The sequence below is a fragment of the Xanthobacter dioxanivorans genome (genome assembly GCF_016807805.1).
Taxonomy (GTDB): domain Bacteria; phylum Pseudomonadota; class Alphaproteobacteria; order Rhizobiales; family Xanthobacteraceae; genus Xanthobacter; species Xanthobacter dioxanivorans.
In genome coordinates this window covers 4,778,151-4,795,498 of sequence record NZ_CP063362.1, presented here as the reverse complement: position 1 = coordinate 4,795,498, position 17,348 = coordinate 4,778,151, and the positions used below count along the sequence as shown (strand labels likewise).

Genomic DNA, 17,348 nt, shown 5'->3' with positions numbered 1-17,348 from the left:
GTTTCCTGCCCGTGATCGCGCGCCTGCGCGACCGGCTTGATACCGTTCCCATCGGCATCGCGTGCCTGTGTGCCCGGATTTTTCCCGCTGCCGTCTTCTGGCAGTCCGGCCAGACCAAGGTGGAGGGCTGGCATGTGACCGATGGCGCCGTCGCACTGTTCCGGGAGGAATACCAGCTGCCGCTGGTCGACCCCTGGCTCGCGGCGCACCTCGCGGCGTTTGCCGAGCACGTCTTTCCGGCGCTCCTCGTCCTCGGCCTCGCCACCCGCCTGTCCGCGGCGGCCCTGCTGGCCATGACCGCGGTGATCGAGATCTTCGTCTATCCGGACGCGTGGCCGACCCATGGGGTCTGGGCCACCTGTTTTCTCCTGCTGATCCTGCGCGGGCCGGGCGCCCTGTCGATCGACGCGCTGATCGACCGGGCCGTCCAACGCTCGTCGCAGCCATACAGGGCCGATTGAACTTGACACCTGCGCCCCAAGCCGGCCGCTGCATCATCCGAGGTCTTGCCGGCCGAGCACGCAGGCCACCAGCACCACCGCTTCGTCCTACTCCCATAGTCGGGGTCGCCGCTCCGCGAGAACGCTACCACGCCATGCTGGTGGGGTAGCTGCAATAGACCTTGGCAGAGGAGCGTTTGGTGGCGTGGTTCCACGTCAGGCTGGTCGATCCGACAGTTCAACACCGGACCACGGCCTTCCATCCACGCCTTATGCTCCGGTTGCCAGCTGGGCCGGCAATGGATCGGCGGTCACCGCCGGCGCGAAATTGACCCATGCCTTGTGCGCAGCCAGTTCGTCGGTTTGCCCGGAGGACAGCGCCTTGATGTAGGGATCCGGCCGCAGGAACTTCGTGGATTGCACCTCACGGAGCGGCTTGCCTTCTTCGAGGAGACGCTTCCGGATCGTCAGGGCCCGCGTCACGTCCTCGAAGATGTAGAGGGCGATATCCGCGGCATTGTGCTGGTGCGGATGGCCGTGCGTGAGGGCGACCCTCAGCGTATTGCAGAACACGAAGATCGCGACCTGATCCTCCTGCAGGATCGAGTCATAAAGGGCAACGGTGATATCCGGCCGCTGGAGCTGGCTCCGCAACGTGTCGATCTTCATCAACTGGTTAGGATCGGTGTCCGCGGTGTCGCGCATTTCCATCCAGGTCGAATAGAGGTTGCGGATGGTCGCGAGGTATCCGGTGATCCGGTGAACGGCTGCGTCGCGGTTACTCGCAGCGTGGCCGTAAAGCACGCCGACATAGGCGAGCGCACCGGCTGTGACAGTCGCCAGGGCTCCCAGCACGGCACCGGTAAAGCCCAGCCAGTTCGACAGCTGGTTCTCGTTGATGGCTTTGACCAGCTGATCCCAGAAAGTGGCTGCCAGGGCGAACCCAAGAACGACGCCGATCACGACACCGAGGCCGCAGATCATTGCGGCCCCCAACCCATCTTTCATCCCATGCTCCCTTGTCGACTAGGCCACCTCAGCCCATCGGGTACCGCAATCGAGGTGCCAGCGCACCTACGTCCGACATGCTGGGCGCCCTTGAGCTCCTCGCGCTCTATGCCTGGCATCATCTCCATCGCGCCCCTCCATGTTCGAGCTCACCGTGAACGATAACTGAGCGGGTCACCCGGTGCGTTGCCGCGAATTCCGGGGCGCCTAGCCTCTCCTCACGACCGGGCTGCCACCCGGGGCGCGGCAACCGAATTTGCGAAATCCTTCTCGGTGCCGGCGGTCGAATACGACACCCGCGCGCTGGGGCTTGGCAGCGCCGGCACCGAGAGGATCCATCATGCGCGACCCGCTCTCCGAGACACCTGCCCCCGCGGCGGACACCGCTTCGCCCATCATCCCTTTCCCTTCGCACCTCGCTCGCCCGAGCGCCCTGCCGCGCTTTGCCGATGCCCAGGTGGCGCCGCGGAGGGATGAGACGCTCGTCGAAAAGCTGAACCGCGCGCTTGCCGACATCGCGAGCATTCGCCGACCGCTGGAGGGCATGTGATGGGCGCGGAAACGCTCGCCCTCGCCGCCCTGACCGGCGCCTCAGCCGGCTTCAAGGCGTACGGGGAATCGAAGGCGCAGGGCTACGCCGCCGCGGCGGCCGAGCGTGACGCCATGGTGGCGAAGACACAGGCGGCGCAGACCGACACGCAACTGCGCGAGGAGCTGAACCGCACGCTGAGCCGGGTGTCGACCATCCGCGCATCCTCGAATGTCGGCCTCGACAGCCCGACCACCGGGGCGGTGCTGGACGAGCAGCGCCGCATCGCCGACCGCGAGCGGCAGATCCGCGTCGGCTCGCTCGACATGCAGGCGGCGGCGAAACGGGACGAGGCCGATTTCCGGCGCGCGTCCGCGAACATGGCGCTCTACGGCGGCGGGCTCGATGCCGTCACCGGCATGGCGAAGATCGGCTACGGCGGCATGAAGCCCTCCGGCTCGTCCTGACACTGAACGGAGGCTCCCGTGGTCGATCTTCCCGAGTATCCCCATCGCCTGGTGGTTACTGAAGGCCCGCGCAACGGCATCTCCCCGGCCGACATCGCCGCGCCGTACGCCATGTTCGCCCGGGCGATGGACAATCTCGCCGACACGGTGCTGCCCGCCGCCATCGAGCAGGCCGAGGCCCGCGGGGCAGAGGCCGTCACCATCGGCCCGGACGGCCAGCCGCAGATCACGGAGATGGCGACGCTCGGCGTGCTGGGGCAAGCAGCGCAACGCGGTGCGCGGGCGAAGTATTTCGCGGACCTCCAGACGAAAACCGGGGAAGATTATCTCCAGCTTCGCCAAAAATATCAGGATGAGCCGGCTCGCTTCGATGTCGCGGCCAAAGCCTATAATCGCGAGATTGTCTCGAAGCAGGACCCTGTCTTGCGGCCGGCCGTTTCCACGGCGCTCGACAAGCTGCGCATGGGCCATTTCACGGACCTGTTCGAGAAACGGTTTGCGGTCGACCAGGCCAATGCCAAGACGGCGCTGGAAACTCAGCTGAACACGGTCTCGGACAACCTCGTGGCGCTGGCCCGCAGAGGCGGCGTGGAGAGCGGCGAGTATCTCGCCCAGGCGGAGAACGCGAAGGCCATCCTCGGCGAGCTCGGGAAGACCCCCCGCTGGGGCTACGGGCCTGCGGTCGTAGAAGACCGCCTGCGCCGCCTCGAAGACCGTGGCCGGGCCGCGGCCGTGCTGTCGTCCGTCGATGCCACCTATGACCACGTCGGGCCGCACGAGGCCCTGCGGCAGGCGGAAACGGCAATCTTCGATCCCAGCCTGCGGATGGACGAGGCCGAGCGGCAGAGCCGGTTCAACCTGGTGAAGGCGCACGTCGCCGCGCGCAAGTCCGAGGCAACGGAGGATATCCGCGAGATCCGCGCGCTCGCCGAGCCCACCATCACGGCGCTCCGGGACGGTGTCGACCTGGAAGCGGATGGCGACCTTCTGCGCCAGAGGATGCTCTCCCTTGGCGACACCATCGGTGCGGCCCGCATCACCTATGCGATGGAATATGGCCGCGGCCGCCGCGGGCAGTTCTCGATCCCCACGTCGGAATGGCAGCGGGGATCACTCGGCGATGTCCCGAAGGTACCGGCCCTCGCGACGGCCCGCATGGGCTTCGGCCAGGAGCTTCAGGACCCGGCGGTGAAGGCGCGCCTTGCCGCGCTCACCCAGGCCGAGGTCGGGGGCCAGGGGCCAGCGGCGCAGCAGGCGTTCATCGAGACCATCATGAACCGCGCTGCCGCGCGCGGGCAGACGCTGGCGCAGACCATGATCGGGGACTATTTCCCGGCGGTCACGCACCAGCGCACGGCACAATTCGTCTCCGATCCGAACATTGCCGCGCGTTATGACGGGGCGGTCTCTGCGGCGCTCGCCGGATCGAACGTCGGGAAGTTCGCCACCGGCAACGCGAGCGGGACGGTGCGGTTCAACGGCGGCCCCGGCGTGGCGGCCCACGGCGGCGAGCGCTTTGGCATTGAAGGACCGGATCAGGAATGGGCGCGCCGCATGGGCGCCGACATCGTCGGTTCCGGTCCGGATCGGCCTTCGTCCCCACTTCCCGCCTCCGCTCAGGGCCAGCAGGAGGGTATCGCGGCAGGCGGGTTGCCCGCCTCGCAGATCGCGGGCCTGCGCCAGTGGGCTGGCACCACGTTCGACGGCATGATGGCGGACGCGAAGAAGTCCGTGGGCAAATGGCACATCGGCGACGAGGATGTCGCCTTCCTCTCGGGGCGGATCTTCCCGTTCCTGGACGAGAAGCGGAAGCGCCAGGCGGTCGAGTTCCTCGCCGATGCCGAGCGCACGGACGCCCTGCTCGACCTGTCGCCGGATGCGCGGCAGGTGTTGCGGAACAGCCTGGAGCAGGCCGCGGCAGGTGGCAATCATGCGGCCCGCGCCGCGCTGCTCGACGACGAGGAGCGGTTCGCCACTCTCCAGCGCATGGAGCAGGAGACGCCGCTCCTGCGCGGCGTTCGCGCCGGCTGGATCAAGCCCCCTCCGCCTGTTCCCTGGCAAGGTTCGGACGATCAGGTGGCCGCCGCGATGCAGGCTCACGCGCGGGCGGCGATGCTGGTCACCAATCAGCTCCGGCGGCCGGTCCCGGCGTTCGAGGGCGAGGATCTCCGCTCGCTCGCGGGTGCGCTCGACATGGCGGACACGAGCGGCAAGGTCCGCATCCTCGGTGCGCTGGCCACCCTGCCGCCGGGCGTGCGCGAGGCAACGTTCGGCAAGCTGCATGAGACGGGGGCGAAAGGCGCGGTGCTCGCGTTCGCCGGCGGGCTGGCGAAGGATGCGCCGGATGTCGCCGCCGGCATCGTCCGCGGCCGGGACGCCCTCGCCGCCGAGCCGCGCTTTGTGCCGCAGAAGGAATCCGAGGCGCAGGCGTTCACCGAGGCTCTCGACACCACGCTTCCGGCATCGGCCTTCTCGATTGGGCACCGGACCGACGAGCGCGAGGCTTACGCCATCATGCGGGCTGCCGTGCGTGCCCGTTATGCCGACCTGTCCGCCGGCGCCGGCGACGCCTCCGGCGTATTGAAGCGGGAGCGTCTGGAGCGCGCCGTCGAGGAGGTGACCGGCGGCACTGTGCGCCACAACGGTGCGACCATCCTGGCGCCGAAGCGGGGTATGGACCAATCCGCCTTCGACAACATCCTGCTGGGCCTGACCGACACCGACCTCGCCGGCGCCCGCACGACGTCGGGCAAGCCGGTCACCGCTCAATATCTGCGCGACAGTGCCACGCTCGAATCCTTCGCCCCAGGGCGCTATTTCGTCCGGCTCAACCGCAACGCCGAGTCCCCACAATACGCCGCGGGCGACGACGGCCGCCCGTTCGTCCTTCGCCTCGACGACAAACAGCCGCCTGCAACCCGCGCGTGGGGGATGCCGCCTTCGTCGCCCGCCATCCCCTGGACCCAGTCGAACTTCGGCCGAGAGCCCTCCAGTTGGCCGGGAGGTGGTCGATGAGCTTTGGGATCTTCACCAAGGGACAGAACGAATCCCTCGACTATGCCCAGCAGCATCTCGCCGAGGATCTGCCGCTGGAGTTCTCAGATGCCTTCGATGCCGCCTGGCAAGAGGGGCTCCTGTTCGGCCAGTCCGTCTCCTCCGGCACCGCTCGGATGCAGGGCGTCCAGGAATATCTGGATGGCCTGCGCGAGAAGACCGGCACCACCTTCGTCAATCCGGCCTTCGCACCCCTCGGCGGCGGCAGCGCGGCGCTCGACGAGCTCAACGGCCAGATCGCGGCCCTCGCGCCGAAGTTCCCCGAGCTGGGCCTGAAGCCGCTCACCGCCGAGGACCTGGATCGCCTCGGCGAGGAGAAAGCGCGCCGGGCGCGGCAGGCATACCGCAAGGCCGCGGCACGGGAGCAGACCTGGGGCGGCACGGCCGGCCTCCTGCTGGGCTCCCTGTCCGCCGGTGCCGCCGATCCCGTCAACATCGTGACCCTGCCGCTCGCTGCGCCGAAGGCGCTCGGCATCCTCGGCGAAGCGGCTGAAGAACGACACGGCGAAGCAGGCGCTCGCCTGGGCGAATGCCGAGCGGCGTGTCCTGTCGCACCCCAAGGGCCGCGTTGCTGGCGTCATGTCCATGCTCACCCGCGACATCTGGGAAGCCGGCGGCGAGAACGTCGCCACCAAGGGTGAAGTCATCTGGGCGCAGCTTTCGGCGAAGTTCGGCCAGGCGCTGGAGGCCTATTCTCCCGGCATCGCCGGCCAGTCGCGCCAGCAGATCGCCGGCGTGCGCAACCTCGTGCGCGAGCTGTTCGACGTCGAGACCGGCGACGGAATGGCCAAAGCCGCGGCGGCGGGCTGGAAAGCGGCGGAGAAGGAAGGCTCGGACCGGATCCTCGCGGCTGGCCGTAACGTCCCGCTCGCCGAGGAATGGCGCCTGCCGCAGTTCTGGGACACGCTCCGGGTGCGCGCGTTCACCCGCGAAGAATTCAAGGCCGACTTCGCCGCCGAGCTGGATCGCGGTGCGCTCACCCTGTGGGACCGCGACACCGGCGCTCCGGCGAAGGCCGAAGGGCGGCGAGTTCGCACTCACCGACATCATGCACTTCAACGGAGGCCTGTTCGACGGTCGTAGGGCGCTGCCGCTAGACGAAGGCGACATCGGCCTTCTGATCGCCGCCGATAGCCTCGATTGGAGCCTGATCGACCCAACCATCTTCGGCACGCTGTTCGAGCGGTTCCTTGATCCGAAAAAGTGGGCTCAGATCGGCGCCCACTATACCGACGCAGACAAAATTGGCCGGATCATCGATCCTGTGATCTTGCGGCCGCTTCGCGGTCAGTGGTCAGTGGGAGAAGGCGAGGGCGGGTGAACCCGTGAGCAGGTTCGGCGGACCATCACGTTTCATCGAAGCCAATCCCTGGCTTCAAGAGGTGCTGCTGGGGCGCATCTTCAATCCATGGAACATGGTCGCCTACTGGTTCGGCATCGCCCTCGCGTTGCCTCTCCAACTGGCGCTGGAGCGGACCGGAGGAAGGTGAAGCTGGCGTTTGTCTTGAGAGGGCCGGTGACGGAAAATGACATCGTGCTGCTCTGGGTCCTCTTCCCCCTTGTCCTAATGCTCGTCTTCTGGCGCGACGCGCTGGGCCTCATGCGGGCGGGCCATGGCGTAGCCGCCGTGGCGACGAAGACGCCGAGCGCGATGAGGGGGGCGAGGGCCGCGAAGGCCGTGAGAAAGTGCTGCATGGGTTGCCCGGGACGGGGGAGGGGGCCGGATGATGTGCGGCGGCCATCATGGCGCAGGCGCGGGCGGGGGCAATGGGGTAAGTCGGAGCAACTGCGCCGGAAGCAGGCGCCACGCCGCTTGTCCGCCCTCCTCAAGGTGCGCTCGGTGGCGGGGCCCAGCGGTGCGCCGGTTCTCAGGGCGCGCCGCCGTGGCTGAGGAGCGAACTCCGCCGCACCCGGCCGTAGCGCGGGGTGAGGTCCACGCCGGCCCGCTTGAGCGTGCGGGCGATGCGGGCGATGCCGGTGCGGATCGCCTCCGGCGTGAGCGCGGCGTAGCCCAGCACGAGGGCACGCGGATAGCGGGACGGCCCGATCTCGTGCGCGCCGGCCGCCTCCAGCGTATAGACGCCCACCCCTTCCTCGGCCGCCAGCTGCGCCACCTCCTGCACAGAGGGGAAATGATCCGGCAGCGTCCACATCACATGCATCCCGGCCTCGGCGCCGGAGATTCGGGCGGTGCCGAAATGCTCCGTCAGGCTCTCTACCAGCGTCTGGCGCGCCTCGCTGTAGGTCTGCCGGATGCGCCGCACATGGCGGGCGAATCGGCCCTGCGCGATGAAGTCGGCGAGCACGATCTGGTCGATCCACGGATGCCCGTAGCTGGCGATGCTCTTGGCGTGGCGGATGGGTCCGACGAGTTGCTTCGGCACCACGGCGTAGCCGATGCGCAGCCCCGCGCCGATGGATTTCGAGAAGGTGCCAAGATAGATCACCGACGTGTTGCCGTTGAGCCCCGCCAGCGCCGCGAGCGGCGGGCCGTCATAGCGGAAGTCGCTGTCGTAATCGTCCTCGATGATATAGGCGCCGCTGCGCTGCGCCCACGAAAGCAGTTCGCGCCGGCGACCGGCGCTCATGGTGGTGCCGGTGGGGAACTGGTGGGACGGCGTCACGTAGGCCAAGGTCGCCCCGCAGCCGGCGAGCAGTTCCGTGCACAGGCCGCCCAGGTCCACCGGCACCGGCACGAGCGTGCCGCCATAGCTGGAGAAGACCAGCGCCGCGCCCGCATAGCACGGGTCCTCCACCGCGATCTTCACGCCCGGCTGCACGAACAGGCGGCTGACGAGGTTGAAGCCCTCCTGCGCCCCGGCGGTGATGATCACCTGGTCCGGATCGGCCGGGATCGCCCGGTTGGCGGAGACATGCGTGGCGATGGCGCTGCGCAGCTCGATGGCGCCTTCCGGCGGGCCATAGCCTGAAAGGTTGCCGCTGGCGCGCGACAGGTTTTCCAGCAGCAGCTGCCGCCACTCGCGCAGTGGGAAATTGCGGCTGTTGGCGCTGCCGTACCAGAAATCCACCTGCAACCGTGTGGGGCCGGTCTGCACCATGCGCAGGGCCCCTGCGCGCAGCAGCACGGGCGGGTGCACCACCGCCGGTCCTGCCGGTTTCGGTGCCTCATCCGAAGGCGGCGCGGACGGCGTGCGCGCACCACCGGGCCGGTCGAGGCAGGCAAGCCCCAGGCAGGATTCGGGCAGCATGTCGCAGACGAAGGTTCCCGCGCCCGGCCGCATGGCGAGATAGCCCTCCTTCGCCAGCCGCTCGAAAGCGAGCACCACGGTGTTGCGCGAAACCTTCAGCTCCCGCGCCAGCTCCCGCGACGAGGGCAGCGGCGTTCCGGGCCGGAGCGTGTCGGCGAGGATGGCGGCGCGCACCTGTTCGTAGATCTGCTCCTGTAGCGTCGAGGCGTCCGAGCGGTCGAGATGCAGCGGAATCATGAGCCTGCCTGTTCCTTGCCCCATCCGGGAATCAGGCAATTAATATGCCATCACAATGCAGGACGGCGCGTCGCGCAGGGGTGTTCAGGCGAGGCCGGAGACCACCCCGCGCACGCCGGGATCGGACCGCGCCGCCTCCAGACTGCCGCGAAAGACGATCTCGCCGCGCTCGATGACATGGATGCGCGAGACGTATTCGGGGATGTGCTGCACGTTGGATTCCGCCATCAGAACGGCCTTTCCCGCGGCACGGATGGAGGTGATACCGGCGGCGATGGTGGGGATGATGGCGGGTGAGAGGCCCTCGAACGGCTCGTCGAGCAGCAAAAGGTCCGGGTCGAGCGCCAGCGCGCGGGCGATGGACACCATCTTGCGCTCGCCGCCGGACAGCTCGGCGCCGCCGCGCTGCATGTAGGTCTTCAGCTTGGGAAACACCTCGTAGGCGAGGGCGATGCGCTCCGCCGCGGGCCGTGCGGTAGGGCGGGTCCAGGTGCCGAAGGCGATGTTTTGCGCCACCGTGAGGCTGGCGAACACCTCGCTCTCCTCCGGCGAGAAGCCGATGCCGCGCCGGGCGATATGGTGCGGCGACCGTCCGCTGATAAGCGCGCCGCGCCAGCGAATTTCGCCCGTCCGCGGCTTCAGCTGGCCCATGAGGGTGCGCAGCAGGGTGGTCTTGCCCGCGCCGTTGCGGCCGACGAGGCAGACGATCTCGCCCTCCTTCACCTCCAGGCCAACACCGTGGAGGATCGGGGCGCCGGCGATGTCGACGCTGACGCCTTCAACCGAGAGCATGATGGGGTACCTTGCCGACGAGGGTGTCGATCACCTCCGGATCGCGGAAGAAGGCATCCGGCCGCATGTCGGCGACGATCTGCCCGGCTTTCAGGCCGATCACGCGCGTGGCGTAGCGGGAGATCAGGTCCATGTCGTGCTCCACCAGGACGAGGCTCTCCACGCCGCAGCGGCGCGCCGCGTCCAGCAGCGTTTCCATGATGCGGTGCTTGTCGGCGCTGGAAATGCCGCTGGTGGGCTCGTCCAGCAGCATCAGGCGCGGGCGCAGGGTGAGGGCGCTGGCGATGTCCACCAGCTTCTTCTCGCCCTGCGAGAGCGCCGAGCAGGGGGTGGACAGGCGATGCGAGAGGCCGAAGGCGGCGGCGATCTCCCGCACCTCGTCGCGCTCGGCCTTGTAGAGGCACGCCGGCTTCCACAGGCGGAAGGTTTCGCCCGCGCGGGCGAAGGCGCCCACGGCGATCATGTCCTCCACCGTGAAGGTGGGATAGACGGTGACGAGCTGGAACGAGCGGGCAAGGCCGCGCAGGGCCAGCGCCGCGGGGCCGAGGCCCAGCACCGAGCGCCCCTCGAAGATCACGTCGCCGCTGTCCGGTCTGTAAAGGCCGGACAGGGTGCTGACGAGGGTGGTCTTGCCGGCGCCGTTGGGGCCGACGACCGCCACCACTTCTCCCTTGCTTACGTCGAACGAGATGTCCGACAGGGCGGTGAAGGCCCCGTATGTCTTGGTGATGCCAAAGGCGCGCAGCAGCATTTCCATCAGCGCTTCCTCTCGAACAGGCCGGTGATCAGCCCCAGTATGCCGCGCGGCGCGAAGATGATGATCAGGGCCAAGGCGGCTCCCATGGCGAAGCGCCAGTATTGGGTGTTGGCCATCAGCGCATCCTGAAGGAGCGTGAAGGACAGGGAGCCGACGATGGGGCCGAACAATTGGCCAAGCCCGCCGAGGATGATGATGAAGATCATGTTGCCCGACTGTGTCCAGAAGGACTGCTCGGGATCGGCCGCCCCGATGCTCACGGCGAGGATGGCGCCGCCCACCGCGCAATAGACCGCCGAGAGCACGAAGGCGACGTAGCGCACCCTGAAGACGCCGACGCCGAGGAAGGCCGTCTTGCGCTCATTGTCCCGCGCGGCCTTGAGCGCGAGCCCGAAGGGCGAAGAGACGATGACCGCCATGATGGCGAACATCGCCAGGAACACCCCCAGTACGTACCAGTAGAACGGCCCCACGAGGAAAGCCGTCTTGCTGATGGAGGTGAAGTTCATGCCGAACAGGCTGGGGCGGGCGACGGAGATGCCGGATTCGCCGCCCGTGAGATCGTAGAATTTGAACAGGAAGGAATGGAAAATCATCCCGAAGGCGAGGGTCAGCATGGAGAAGAAGATGGTCGCATAGCGCAGGCACAGCAGGCCGATGAGCGCGGCGATGGTGCCGCTCGCCAGCATGGCCACGAGCAATTGCACCTCGAAGCTGCGCACGCCGAGCTTGGTGCCCAGCACCGCGCTGGCATAGGCCCCCACCGCCATGAACATGGCGTGGCCGAATGACAGAAGCCCGCCATAGCCGAACAGCAGGTTCAGCCCCAGCAGCGCGATGGAATAGGCGATGATGGGGATGATCAGCGTCGTGTAGTACATGCCGAGCACGGACGGCGCCGCGGCGAGGCCGGAAAGGATGAGGGCGAAGGCGATCGCGTTCTTCATGCCGCTGCCTTCCCGAACAGTCCGTAGGGCCGGAGCACCAGCACGAACACCACCACGAGGTAGATGGACATCACCTCCATCTCCGGGAAGTAGCTGAGCGAGAGTGCCCGCAGCAGCCCCACGATGAGCGCGCCGAGGAAGGCGCCGCGAATGCTGCCCAGTCCCCCGATGACCACCACCGCGAAGGTCTCCACGATGAGCGCGATGGGCATTTCGAGGGAGGCCGCCGTGGTGGGGATGACGAGCGCCCCGCCCACCGTGCCCAGCATGGAGCCGAGCATGAAGACCAGCATGTTGATGCGCCGCGTATTCGCCCCCAGCGCCTCGGCCATCTGGCGGTTCTCCGCCGTGGCGCGGATGATGTGGCCGAGCGGCGTGCGGTCGATGAGCCACCACAGCAGCCCCGCCACCAGAAGGGCGCAGGCGATCACCGCGGCGTTGTAGGCGGGGAAGGTGAAGGCGCCGATGGCGATCATGCCGTAGACCGACGGCAGGTCGGCAAGGAGGCGCGGCTGCGCCCCCCACACGTAGCGCAGCACATCCTGGAACATCAGCACGAAGGCGAATGTCATGAGGAGCTGGAAGGCCTCCTCCCGTCCGTAGACGGTGCGCAGCACCCGTTCCACCAGGAAGCCCACCTGGCCGGCGAGGAGGCCGGCCACGATCAGCACCGGCAGGAGCAGGACGGCCGGGCCGCCCTGCGCCGAAAACCACTCGAACACCGACGCCCCGAAATACGCGCCGAACGCGTAGAGCGAGCCCGCAGTGAGGTTCACGATCCGCTGCACGCCGAAGATGAGTTGCAGTCCCGCCGTCACGAGGAACAGCACCGCGGCGTTGAACAGGGCCGCGAACAGGAGGTCGACCGTTGCCATGGGGCGCGTGCTTCCCGTCTGGGGTCAGACCGGGAAGGTGGCGGTTTCGAGCCAGCCCCAGAAATCCGCGCCCGGCGGCTTCTGGAGCACGGAGGCGGAATAGCTGTAGGGCGTCTGGAGGGTGGAGACGTCGTACGGATTGTCGTGGGTGCCGAAGCCGCCGTAGAACACCTCCTCGGCGATATGGTCCTTGCGCATGGCCGCCGGGCCGCCGAAGGATTCAAACGTGATGCCCTCCATGGCCTGCGCGACCTCCTCGGGCTTGGGCCAGGAGCCGCCTTTCGCCGCCACGACCTTCTCCACGCCAGCCTTGTAGAGGTTCATGGCGAAATAGGCGCGCTCGCATTCCCAATGCGGGTAGTCCTTGAAGCGATCCATATAGTAATCGACAAACTCCTTCTGTGCGGCGGAAGGGTTCGGCTTGGCGAAATACATGGTATTGTAGCACAAAAGCGTGCCCACGGGGGTGAACGGCTTCTTCAGCTGTCCGTGCTGGTGCCCTGCCTGCACCAGCACCATGCGCGCGGTGTCGGTCAGGCCGGCGCTGGTGGCGGCGCGCATGAAGATGGGCAGGTCCGCATTGCCCAGCACGCAATAGATGAGGTCGGGCTTGGCCGCCTTCAGCGCCGCCACGTTGGAGGTGAAGTCGAGTTGGCTGAAGCTCGACCACTGCTCGGACACCACCTCCGCATCGATGCCGAACTTCTTGTTGAGCGCCTTGAAGGCGGTCCACACGTTGCGGCCGTAAGTATAGTCCGGGCTGATGGCGGCGATGCGCTTGAACTGGCCTTTCAGGTGCTTGGCCGCGATGAGCGAGGCCATCACCGCCTCGCACTCGTTGTCGGTGCTCTTGAACACGTATTTCGGCGAGGGCATGGTCTCCTTCACGCCGTCCTGCGTGGTGCCGTCCCAGAAGATGGTCAGCACCTGCATGTCTTCCAGCGTCGGCGCCATGGGCAGGGTCACGCCGGTGGAATAGCCGCCCTGGATGCAGTCCACCTTCTCCTGCAACACGAGGCGCCGCGCCCGCTCCAGCGTTTCCTTCGCGTTGGTCTCCTCCTCCACCACCAGCTCGATCTTGCGGCCGGCGATGCCGCCGGCCTCGTTGATCTTCTTCGCGGTCCACTCGGCGGAGCGCAGCCCGTTCTCGCCGATATAGGCCGCCGTGCCGGCGCGCGGCGCGATGATGCCGATCTTCAGCGGCGTATTCTGAGCCAGCGCCGGCATGGGGAAGGCGCCGAGGGCGCTGGTGGCCGCAAGACCTGCTGCGCCCTTGAGAAGGCCTCGGCGGTCGATACCTGTGGTGGGTTTCATGTCGATCTCCGGAAGGTTGGTGGAGAGGCGGCGCCTTTGGCGCTCAGGCTTTTTTGAAACGGAACGCGCCCCCCAGTTCAGGCGGCGAGCGCATCGAGAGCGGCCTTCACCTCCGCCGCCGCATCCGGCTCCAGGCCGAGGATGGGGGCGCGCGGCCCACCGGCCGGCTTGCCGAGCAGGTCCATGCCCGTATGCGCCACGCGGATGATGCCGTAGCGACCGCCGAGCTCGCTCAGGGGGAACAGCTTCATCCCGGCGGCATAGGCGCCGGCTACGTCCCCGGCCTTGGCCGCGTTCCAGTAGGCGACGCAGGCGGCCGGGCAGATGTTGGCAAGGCCGGTGAACCAGGCGGGCGCGATGGCCAGCGCGGGTTCGAGGATCAGCGTGTCCTGCCCGATGCCCACCTTCACCTTGCCGCCGGTGAGCTTGGGCACCATGAAGGCGCGCGAGAGGTCGCCGGACGAATCCTTCATGCCCACCACGTTCGGGATGGCGGCGAGCTTCTGTACGATGGCGGGGGTGAGGTCGATGCCCGCGAGGCCGGGATTGTTGTAGAGCCACACCGGCAGGTCGCTCGCGGCCGCCACCGTTTCGTAATGGGTGAGGATTTCCCGCTCGGTCGGGCCCCAATAGTTCAGCGGCACCACCAGCACGGCGTCGGCGCCGTGATCGGCGGCGTGCCTCGAAAGGCGCACGCTCTCCGCCGTGGTCATGGCGCCGATGCCGGTCATGATGGAGATGCGGCCGTCCACGTGCCGCGCCATCTCCTCCAGCGCCTGCATCTTCTCCGCTTCGGTGAAGTACCCGTTGGCGCCCGTGCTGCCGAAGAGAGTGAGGCTGTGTATGCCGGCTGCGAGCGCCTCATCAAGATGTTTCCTCCACCGGCTAAAGTCGATCGATCCATCGGACGCGATCGGCGTGACGGAAAATAGAGAAACGCCTTCGATATTCATTCTGGCCATGCCACACCCCTCGATCTTCACTATCGAGCCTGAGGCCGAACCGCTGCCTTCACAAGCGTTCCCATGGAGCCGGTTCGCGAAAAAACAATGAGGCCAGCGTGCGGAGCCCTTCGGGGTCGGGGCGGGATTCGCATAAGTTCATCGCGGTCACGGGGCCTCCGGAGCCCGCGAAAGAGGACGATGAGCGACATGGCGGAGAGCGACATGGCGGAAGACCGTATGGTCAAGACCACCTGCCCCCGCGACTGCTACGACGCCTGCGGCATCACGGTGACGCTGCGCGACGGCGCCATCCAGAAGGTGCTGGGCGATCGCGACCACGCCATCACGCGCGGCGCGCTCTGCGGCAAGTGCGCCATCGTCTATAACGGCGCTTGGCGCGCGCCGGACCTGCGGCTCTCGACCCCCCTCAAGCGCATCGGCGCGAAGGGCGAGGGCACATTCGCGCCGATTTCTTGGGACGAAGCGCTCGGCCTCATCGCCGAGCGCTTCGGCGCGCTGGTGGAGGAGGGCGCGGCGCGCACCATCCTGCACACCCACTATACCGGCACGGTGGGCCTCGTCGGCGGCTGGTATCCCATTCGCTTCTTCAACCGCCTGGGCGCCACCGAGATCGATCCGGATACCGTCTGCAACAAGGCCGGGCACGTGGCGCTGGAGATGATCTTCGGGGAGTCCCTCGAAGGCTTCGATCCGCGCACCGCCCGCGATGCCCGCACCATCCTCGTGTGGGGCGCCAACCCCTCCCACTCGGCCCCGCACCAGAACAAGGGCTGGCTGAAGGACGCGCGGGCGGCGGGTACGCGCATCATCGCCGTGGACCCCATCGCCCACGACACGGCCCGCGCGGCCGATCTTCACCTGCAATTGCGGCCCGGCACCGATGCGGCGCTCGCCTTCGCCTTCATGCACGTGCTGCGCCGGGACGGGCTGGCGAACGAAGGCTTCCTTTCAGCCCATGTGCTGGGGGCGGACGAGCTGATCCCGGCCATCGACGCCATGACGCCGGAACGGGCGGCGGAGCTGTGCGGCGTGCCGGCGGACCTCATCATCGCGGCGGCGCGCGCCTACGGAGGGGGGCCTTCCCTGCTCTGGCTGGGCCAGGGGGTGCAGCGCCAGCCTTATGGCGGCAACGCCTTCCGCGCGCTGGCGGCGCTGGTGGCGTTCGCCGGCCATCTGGGCAAGCCGGGCGCCGGCTTCCTCTACATGAACGGGCCGGGCGGGCGCGGCATCGACATGGCAACCGTCACCGCCCCCACGCTCGCCCGCGAGAGTGTCCCCGCCATCAGCCACATGGACCTTGCGGCAACGCTGGAGGACCCGGCGGCTGCGCGGGCCTTCGTGAACTGGAACAACAACCCCGCCGCCTCCTCGCCGGAGCAGGCGCGCCTCAGGGCAGCGCTGAAGCGGGAGGACCTGTTCCACGTGGCGGTGGACCTGTTCCACACCGACACCACCGCCTATGCGGACATCGTGCTGCCGGCGGCAAGCTTCCTCGAGTGCGACGACTTGGTGCTGTCCTATTTCGACCTCACCGTCTCGGCGCAGGTGAAGGCGGGCGATCCGCCCGGCACGGCGCTGCCCAATTCGGAGATCTTCCGCCGCCTCGCCGCCGCCATGGGATTTGCCGAGCCGGAGCTGTTCGAGACCGACGCGGATCTCATCGCCCGCCTGCTGGCGCAGACGCCCTTTGAGGGCACGTTCGCGGATCTGGCCGCCATCGGCACCGCCACCGTGTTCCCGGAGCCCAGGGTGCAGTTCGCCGGCCTTGCCTTCAACACGCCCTCGGGGCGCATCGAGCTGGCGAGCGCGCGGGCGGAGGCGCTCGGTCTGCCGCGCCTGCCGCAGCCCCATGCGGATGCGCGCACGCAGGCCGGCCGCGTGCGCGTCCTCTCCCCCGCCTCCCCGTGGCTGTTGAATTCGAGCTACGGCAACGATCCGGTCATCCACCGCCGCCTCGGCGTGCCCACCGTCGCGCTCCATCCCGACGATGCGGCGCGCGAGGGGCTGGCCGAGGGGGACAAGGTCGTGCTCGCCAACGGGGAAGGGCAGCTGCCGCTCACCGTCACCCTGTCGGACCGCACCCAGCCGGGCGTCGCCCTCGTCCACAAGGGCCGCTGGCCGGCCTTCTCGCCGGGGGATGCGAACGTGAACGCGCTGGTGGGTGGTCTCAAGAGCGACATGGCCGAGAGCACCACCGTCCACGGCACCGAGGCGCGGCTGGTGCGGCTGGTGGCGGCCGAGTGAGCGTGCGCACAAGCGGCGTGGCGGCTCACGATCCAGCGCTATGGCATCTACAACCCCTATACCGAGCGGGGCGCTATCAAGGGCCTATTGCCCCACGGCCCGCACAACGTGCGTGACGTCCTTGCCACCCACATTCTGAAGGTCACGGGCGCCTACGAGCAAGCGAGCTACGCAATTCAGGATACGCCCGAGATGGTCGCGAATCATTACGGGCGGTTCCTCCCGCAGGACAAGGCGGCGCTCGCGGCCCAGATCCTCAACCGGGTGTGGGAGGCCGCGTAGGGGAGGGGGCGCGAATAGAATGGTTGGTAGATTCGTTAGCATTTAGGACGCGATAATTATAAAATATTAAAATTGGTTTTTCGGCCAAAGCCTCCGGCCCCCCCGCCAATCGCTCGGCTGAACCGGCACGAAAGGCGCCCTAAGGCGCCTTTCGTGTTTCAGGAGCGGTGGAGGTCGGGCTCGTCCTTTCCAGGTGTTCCGCAATCGCTGTCCATGACGCGCCTCGTC

17 protein-coding genes and 1 pseudogene are annotated in these 17,348 nt (G+C 67.8%); 10 read left to right on the top strand and 8 right to left on the bottom strand.

Annotation, left to right across the window (positions count from 1 at the left end; translation table 11 throughout):
* Positions 1–5: 5 nt before the first annotated feature.
* Complete coding sequence (locus EZH22_RS22405; RefSeq protein WP_408647745.1) at positions 6–461, top strand: DoxX family protein; 456 nt, start codon at positions 6–8, stop codon at positions 459–461.
* A 249-nt stretch (positions 462–710) separates the two neighbouring features.
* Here the strand turns inward: EZH22_RS22405 and EZH22_RS22400 are convergent, their stop codons facing one another.
* Complete coding sequence (locus EZH22_RS22400) at positions 711–1,448, bottom strand: hypothetical protein (protein ID WP_203192625.1); 738 nt, start codon at positions 1,446–1,448, stop codon at positions 711–713.
* Positions 1,449–1,788: 340 nt separating this feature from the next.
* On the opposite strand from EZH22_RS22400, the gene EZH22_RS22395 reads away from it, so the two are divergent.
* From EZH22_RS22395 to EZH22_RS22365, 7 genes are read left to right on the top strand one after another with little or no spacing between them, the layout of a single operon-like run.
* A complete protein-coding gene (locus EZH22_RS22395; protein ID WP_203192624.1) occupies positions 1,789–1,998 on the top strand; it encodes a hypothetical protein in 210 nt (69 codons plus the stop codon).
* A complete protein-coding gene (locus tag EZH22_RS22390) occupies positions 1,998–2,444 on the top strand; it encodes a hypothetical protein (RefSeq protein ID WP_203192623.1) in 447 nt (148 codons plus the stop codon). Before EZH22_RS22395 ends, EZH22_RS22390 begins: the two co-directional genes overlap by 1 nt.
* Positions 2,445–2,462: 18 nt before the next feature.
* Positions 2,463–5,459, top strand: coding sequence for a hypothetical protein (locus EZH22_RS22385; protein ID WP_203192622.1), 2,997 nt, complete (start codon positions 2,463–2,465; stop codon positions 5,457–5,459).
* On the top strand, positions 5,456–6,139 hold the full coding sequence (locus EZH22_RS22380; RefSeq protein WP_203192621.1) for a hypothetical protein: 684 nt from the start codon (positions 5,456–5,458) through the stop codon (positions 6,137–6,139). The genes EZH22_RS22385 and EZH22_RS22380 overlap by 4 nt, the downstream gene beginning before the upstream one ends.
* The gene (locus tag EZH22_RS22375; RefSeq protein ID WP_203192620.1) at positions 6,084–6,581 is read left to right on the top strand and encodes a hypothetical protein; all 498 of its coding nucleotides are present in this window, start codon (positions 6,084–6,086) and stop codon (positions 6,579–6,581) included. The genes EZH22_RS22380 and EZH22_RS22375 overlap by 56 nt, the downstream gene beginning before the upstream one ends.
* Entirely contained in the window at positions 6,547–6,819 is a 273-nt protein-coding gene (locus EZH22_RS22370; RefSeq protein WP_203192619.1) for a type IIL restriction-modification enzyme MmeI, read from the top strand. The genes EZH22_RS22375 and EZH22_RS22370 overlap by 35 nt, the downstream gene beginning before the upstream one ends.
* 4 nt (positions 6,820–6,823) lie before the next feature.
* Positions 6,824–6,988, top strand: a complete 165-nt coding sequence (locus EZH22_RS22365) for a hypothetical protein (RefSeq protein WP_203192618.1) — start codon at positions 6,824–6,826, stop codon at positions 6,986–6,988.
* Between the two features lie 378 nt (positions 6,989–7,366).
* On the opposite strand, the gene pdxR is transcribed toward EZH22_RS22365, so the two are convergent.
* The 7 genes from pdxR to EZH22_RS22330 form a co-directional block, all read right to left on the bottom strand.
* A complete protein-coding gene (pdxR, locus tag EZH22_RS22360) occupies positions 7,367–8,944 on the bottom strand; it encodes a MocR-like pyridoxine biosynthesis transcription factor PdxR (RefSeq protein WP_203192617.1) in 1,578 nt (525 codons plus the stop codon).
* Positions 8,945–9,028: 84 nt separating this feature from the next.
* A complete protein-coding gene (locus EZH22_RS22355) occupies positions 9,029–9,736 on the bottom strand; it encodes an ABC transporter ATP-binding protein (protein ID WP_203192616.1) in 708 nt (235 codons plus the stop codon).
* Positions 9,723–10,493, bottom strand: a complete 771-nt coding sequence (locus EZH22_RS22350) for an ABC transporter ATP-binding protein (protein ID WP_203192615.1) — start codon at positions 10,491–10,493, stop codon at positions 9,723–9,725. The genes EZH22_RS22355 and EZH22_RS22350 overlap by 14 nt, the downstream gene beginning before the upstream one ends.
* Entirely contained in the window at positions 10,493–11,440 is a 948-nt protein-coding gene (locus tag EZH22_RS22345) for a branched-chain amino acid ABC transporter permease (RefSeq protein ID WP_203192614.1), read from the bottom strand. The genes EZH22_RS22350 and EZH22_RS22345 overlap by 1 nt, the downstream gene beginning before the upstream one ends.
* A complete protein-coding gene (locus EZH22_RS22340; RefSeq protein ID WP_203192613.1) occupies positions 11,437–12,315 on the bottom strand; it encodes a branched-chain amino acid ABC transporter permease in 879 nt (292 codons plus the stop codon). Before EZH22_RS22340 ends, EZH22_RS22345 begins: the two co-directional genes overlap by 4 nt.
* Positions 12,316–12,339: 24 nt before the next feature.
* Positions 12,340–13,629 (bottom strand): ABC transporter substrate-binding protein, encoded by a 1,290-nt coding sequence (locus EZH22_RS22335; protein WP_203192612.1) that lies wholly within the window; start codon positions 13,627–13,629, stop codon positions 12,340–12,342.
* Between the two features lie 77 nt (positions 13,630–13,706).
* Positions 13,707–14,591, bottom strand: coding sequence for a dihydrodipicolinate synthase family protein (locus tag EZH22_RS22330; protein WP_203192611.1), 885 nt, complete (start codon positions 14,589–14,591; stop codon positions 13,707–13,709).
* 180 nt (positions 14,592–14,771) lie between these two features.
* On the opposite strand from EZH22_RS22330, the gene EZH22_RS22325 reads away from it, so the two are divergent.
* Both EZH22_RS22325 and EZH22_RS22320 read left to right on the top strand, forming a co-directional pair.
* The gene (locus EZH22_RS22325; RefSeq protein ID WP_231711098.1) at positions 14,772–16,838 is read left to right on the top strand and encodes a molybdopterin-containing oxidoreductase family protein; all 2,067 of its coding nucleotides are present in this window, start codon (positions 14,772–14,774) and stop codon (positions 16,836–16,838) included.
* 15 nt (positions 16,839–16,853) lie between these two features.
* Positions 16,854–17,120, top strand: a pseudogene (locus EZH22_RS22320) (hypothetical protein); the annotation flags it as partial.
* Positions 17,121–17,348: the final 228 nt, after the last annotated feature.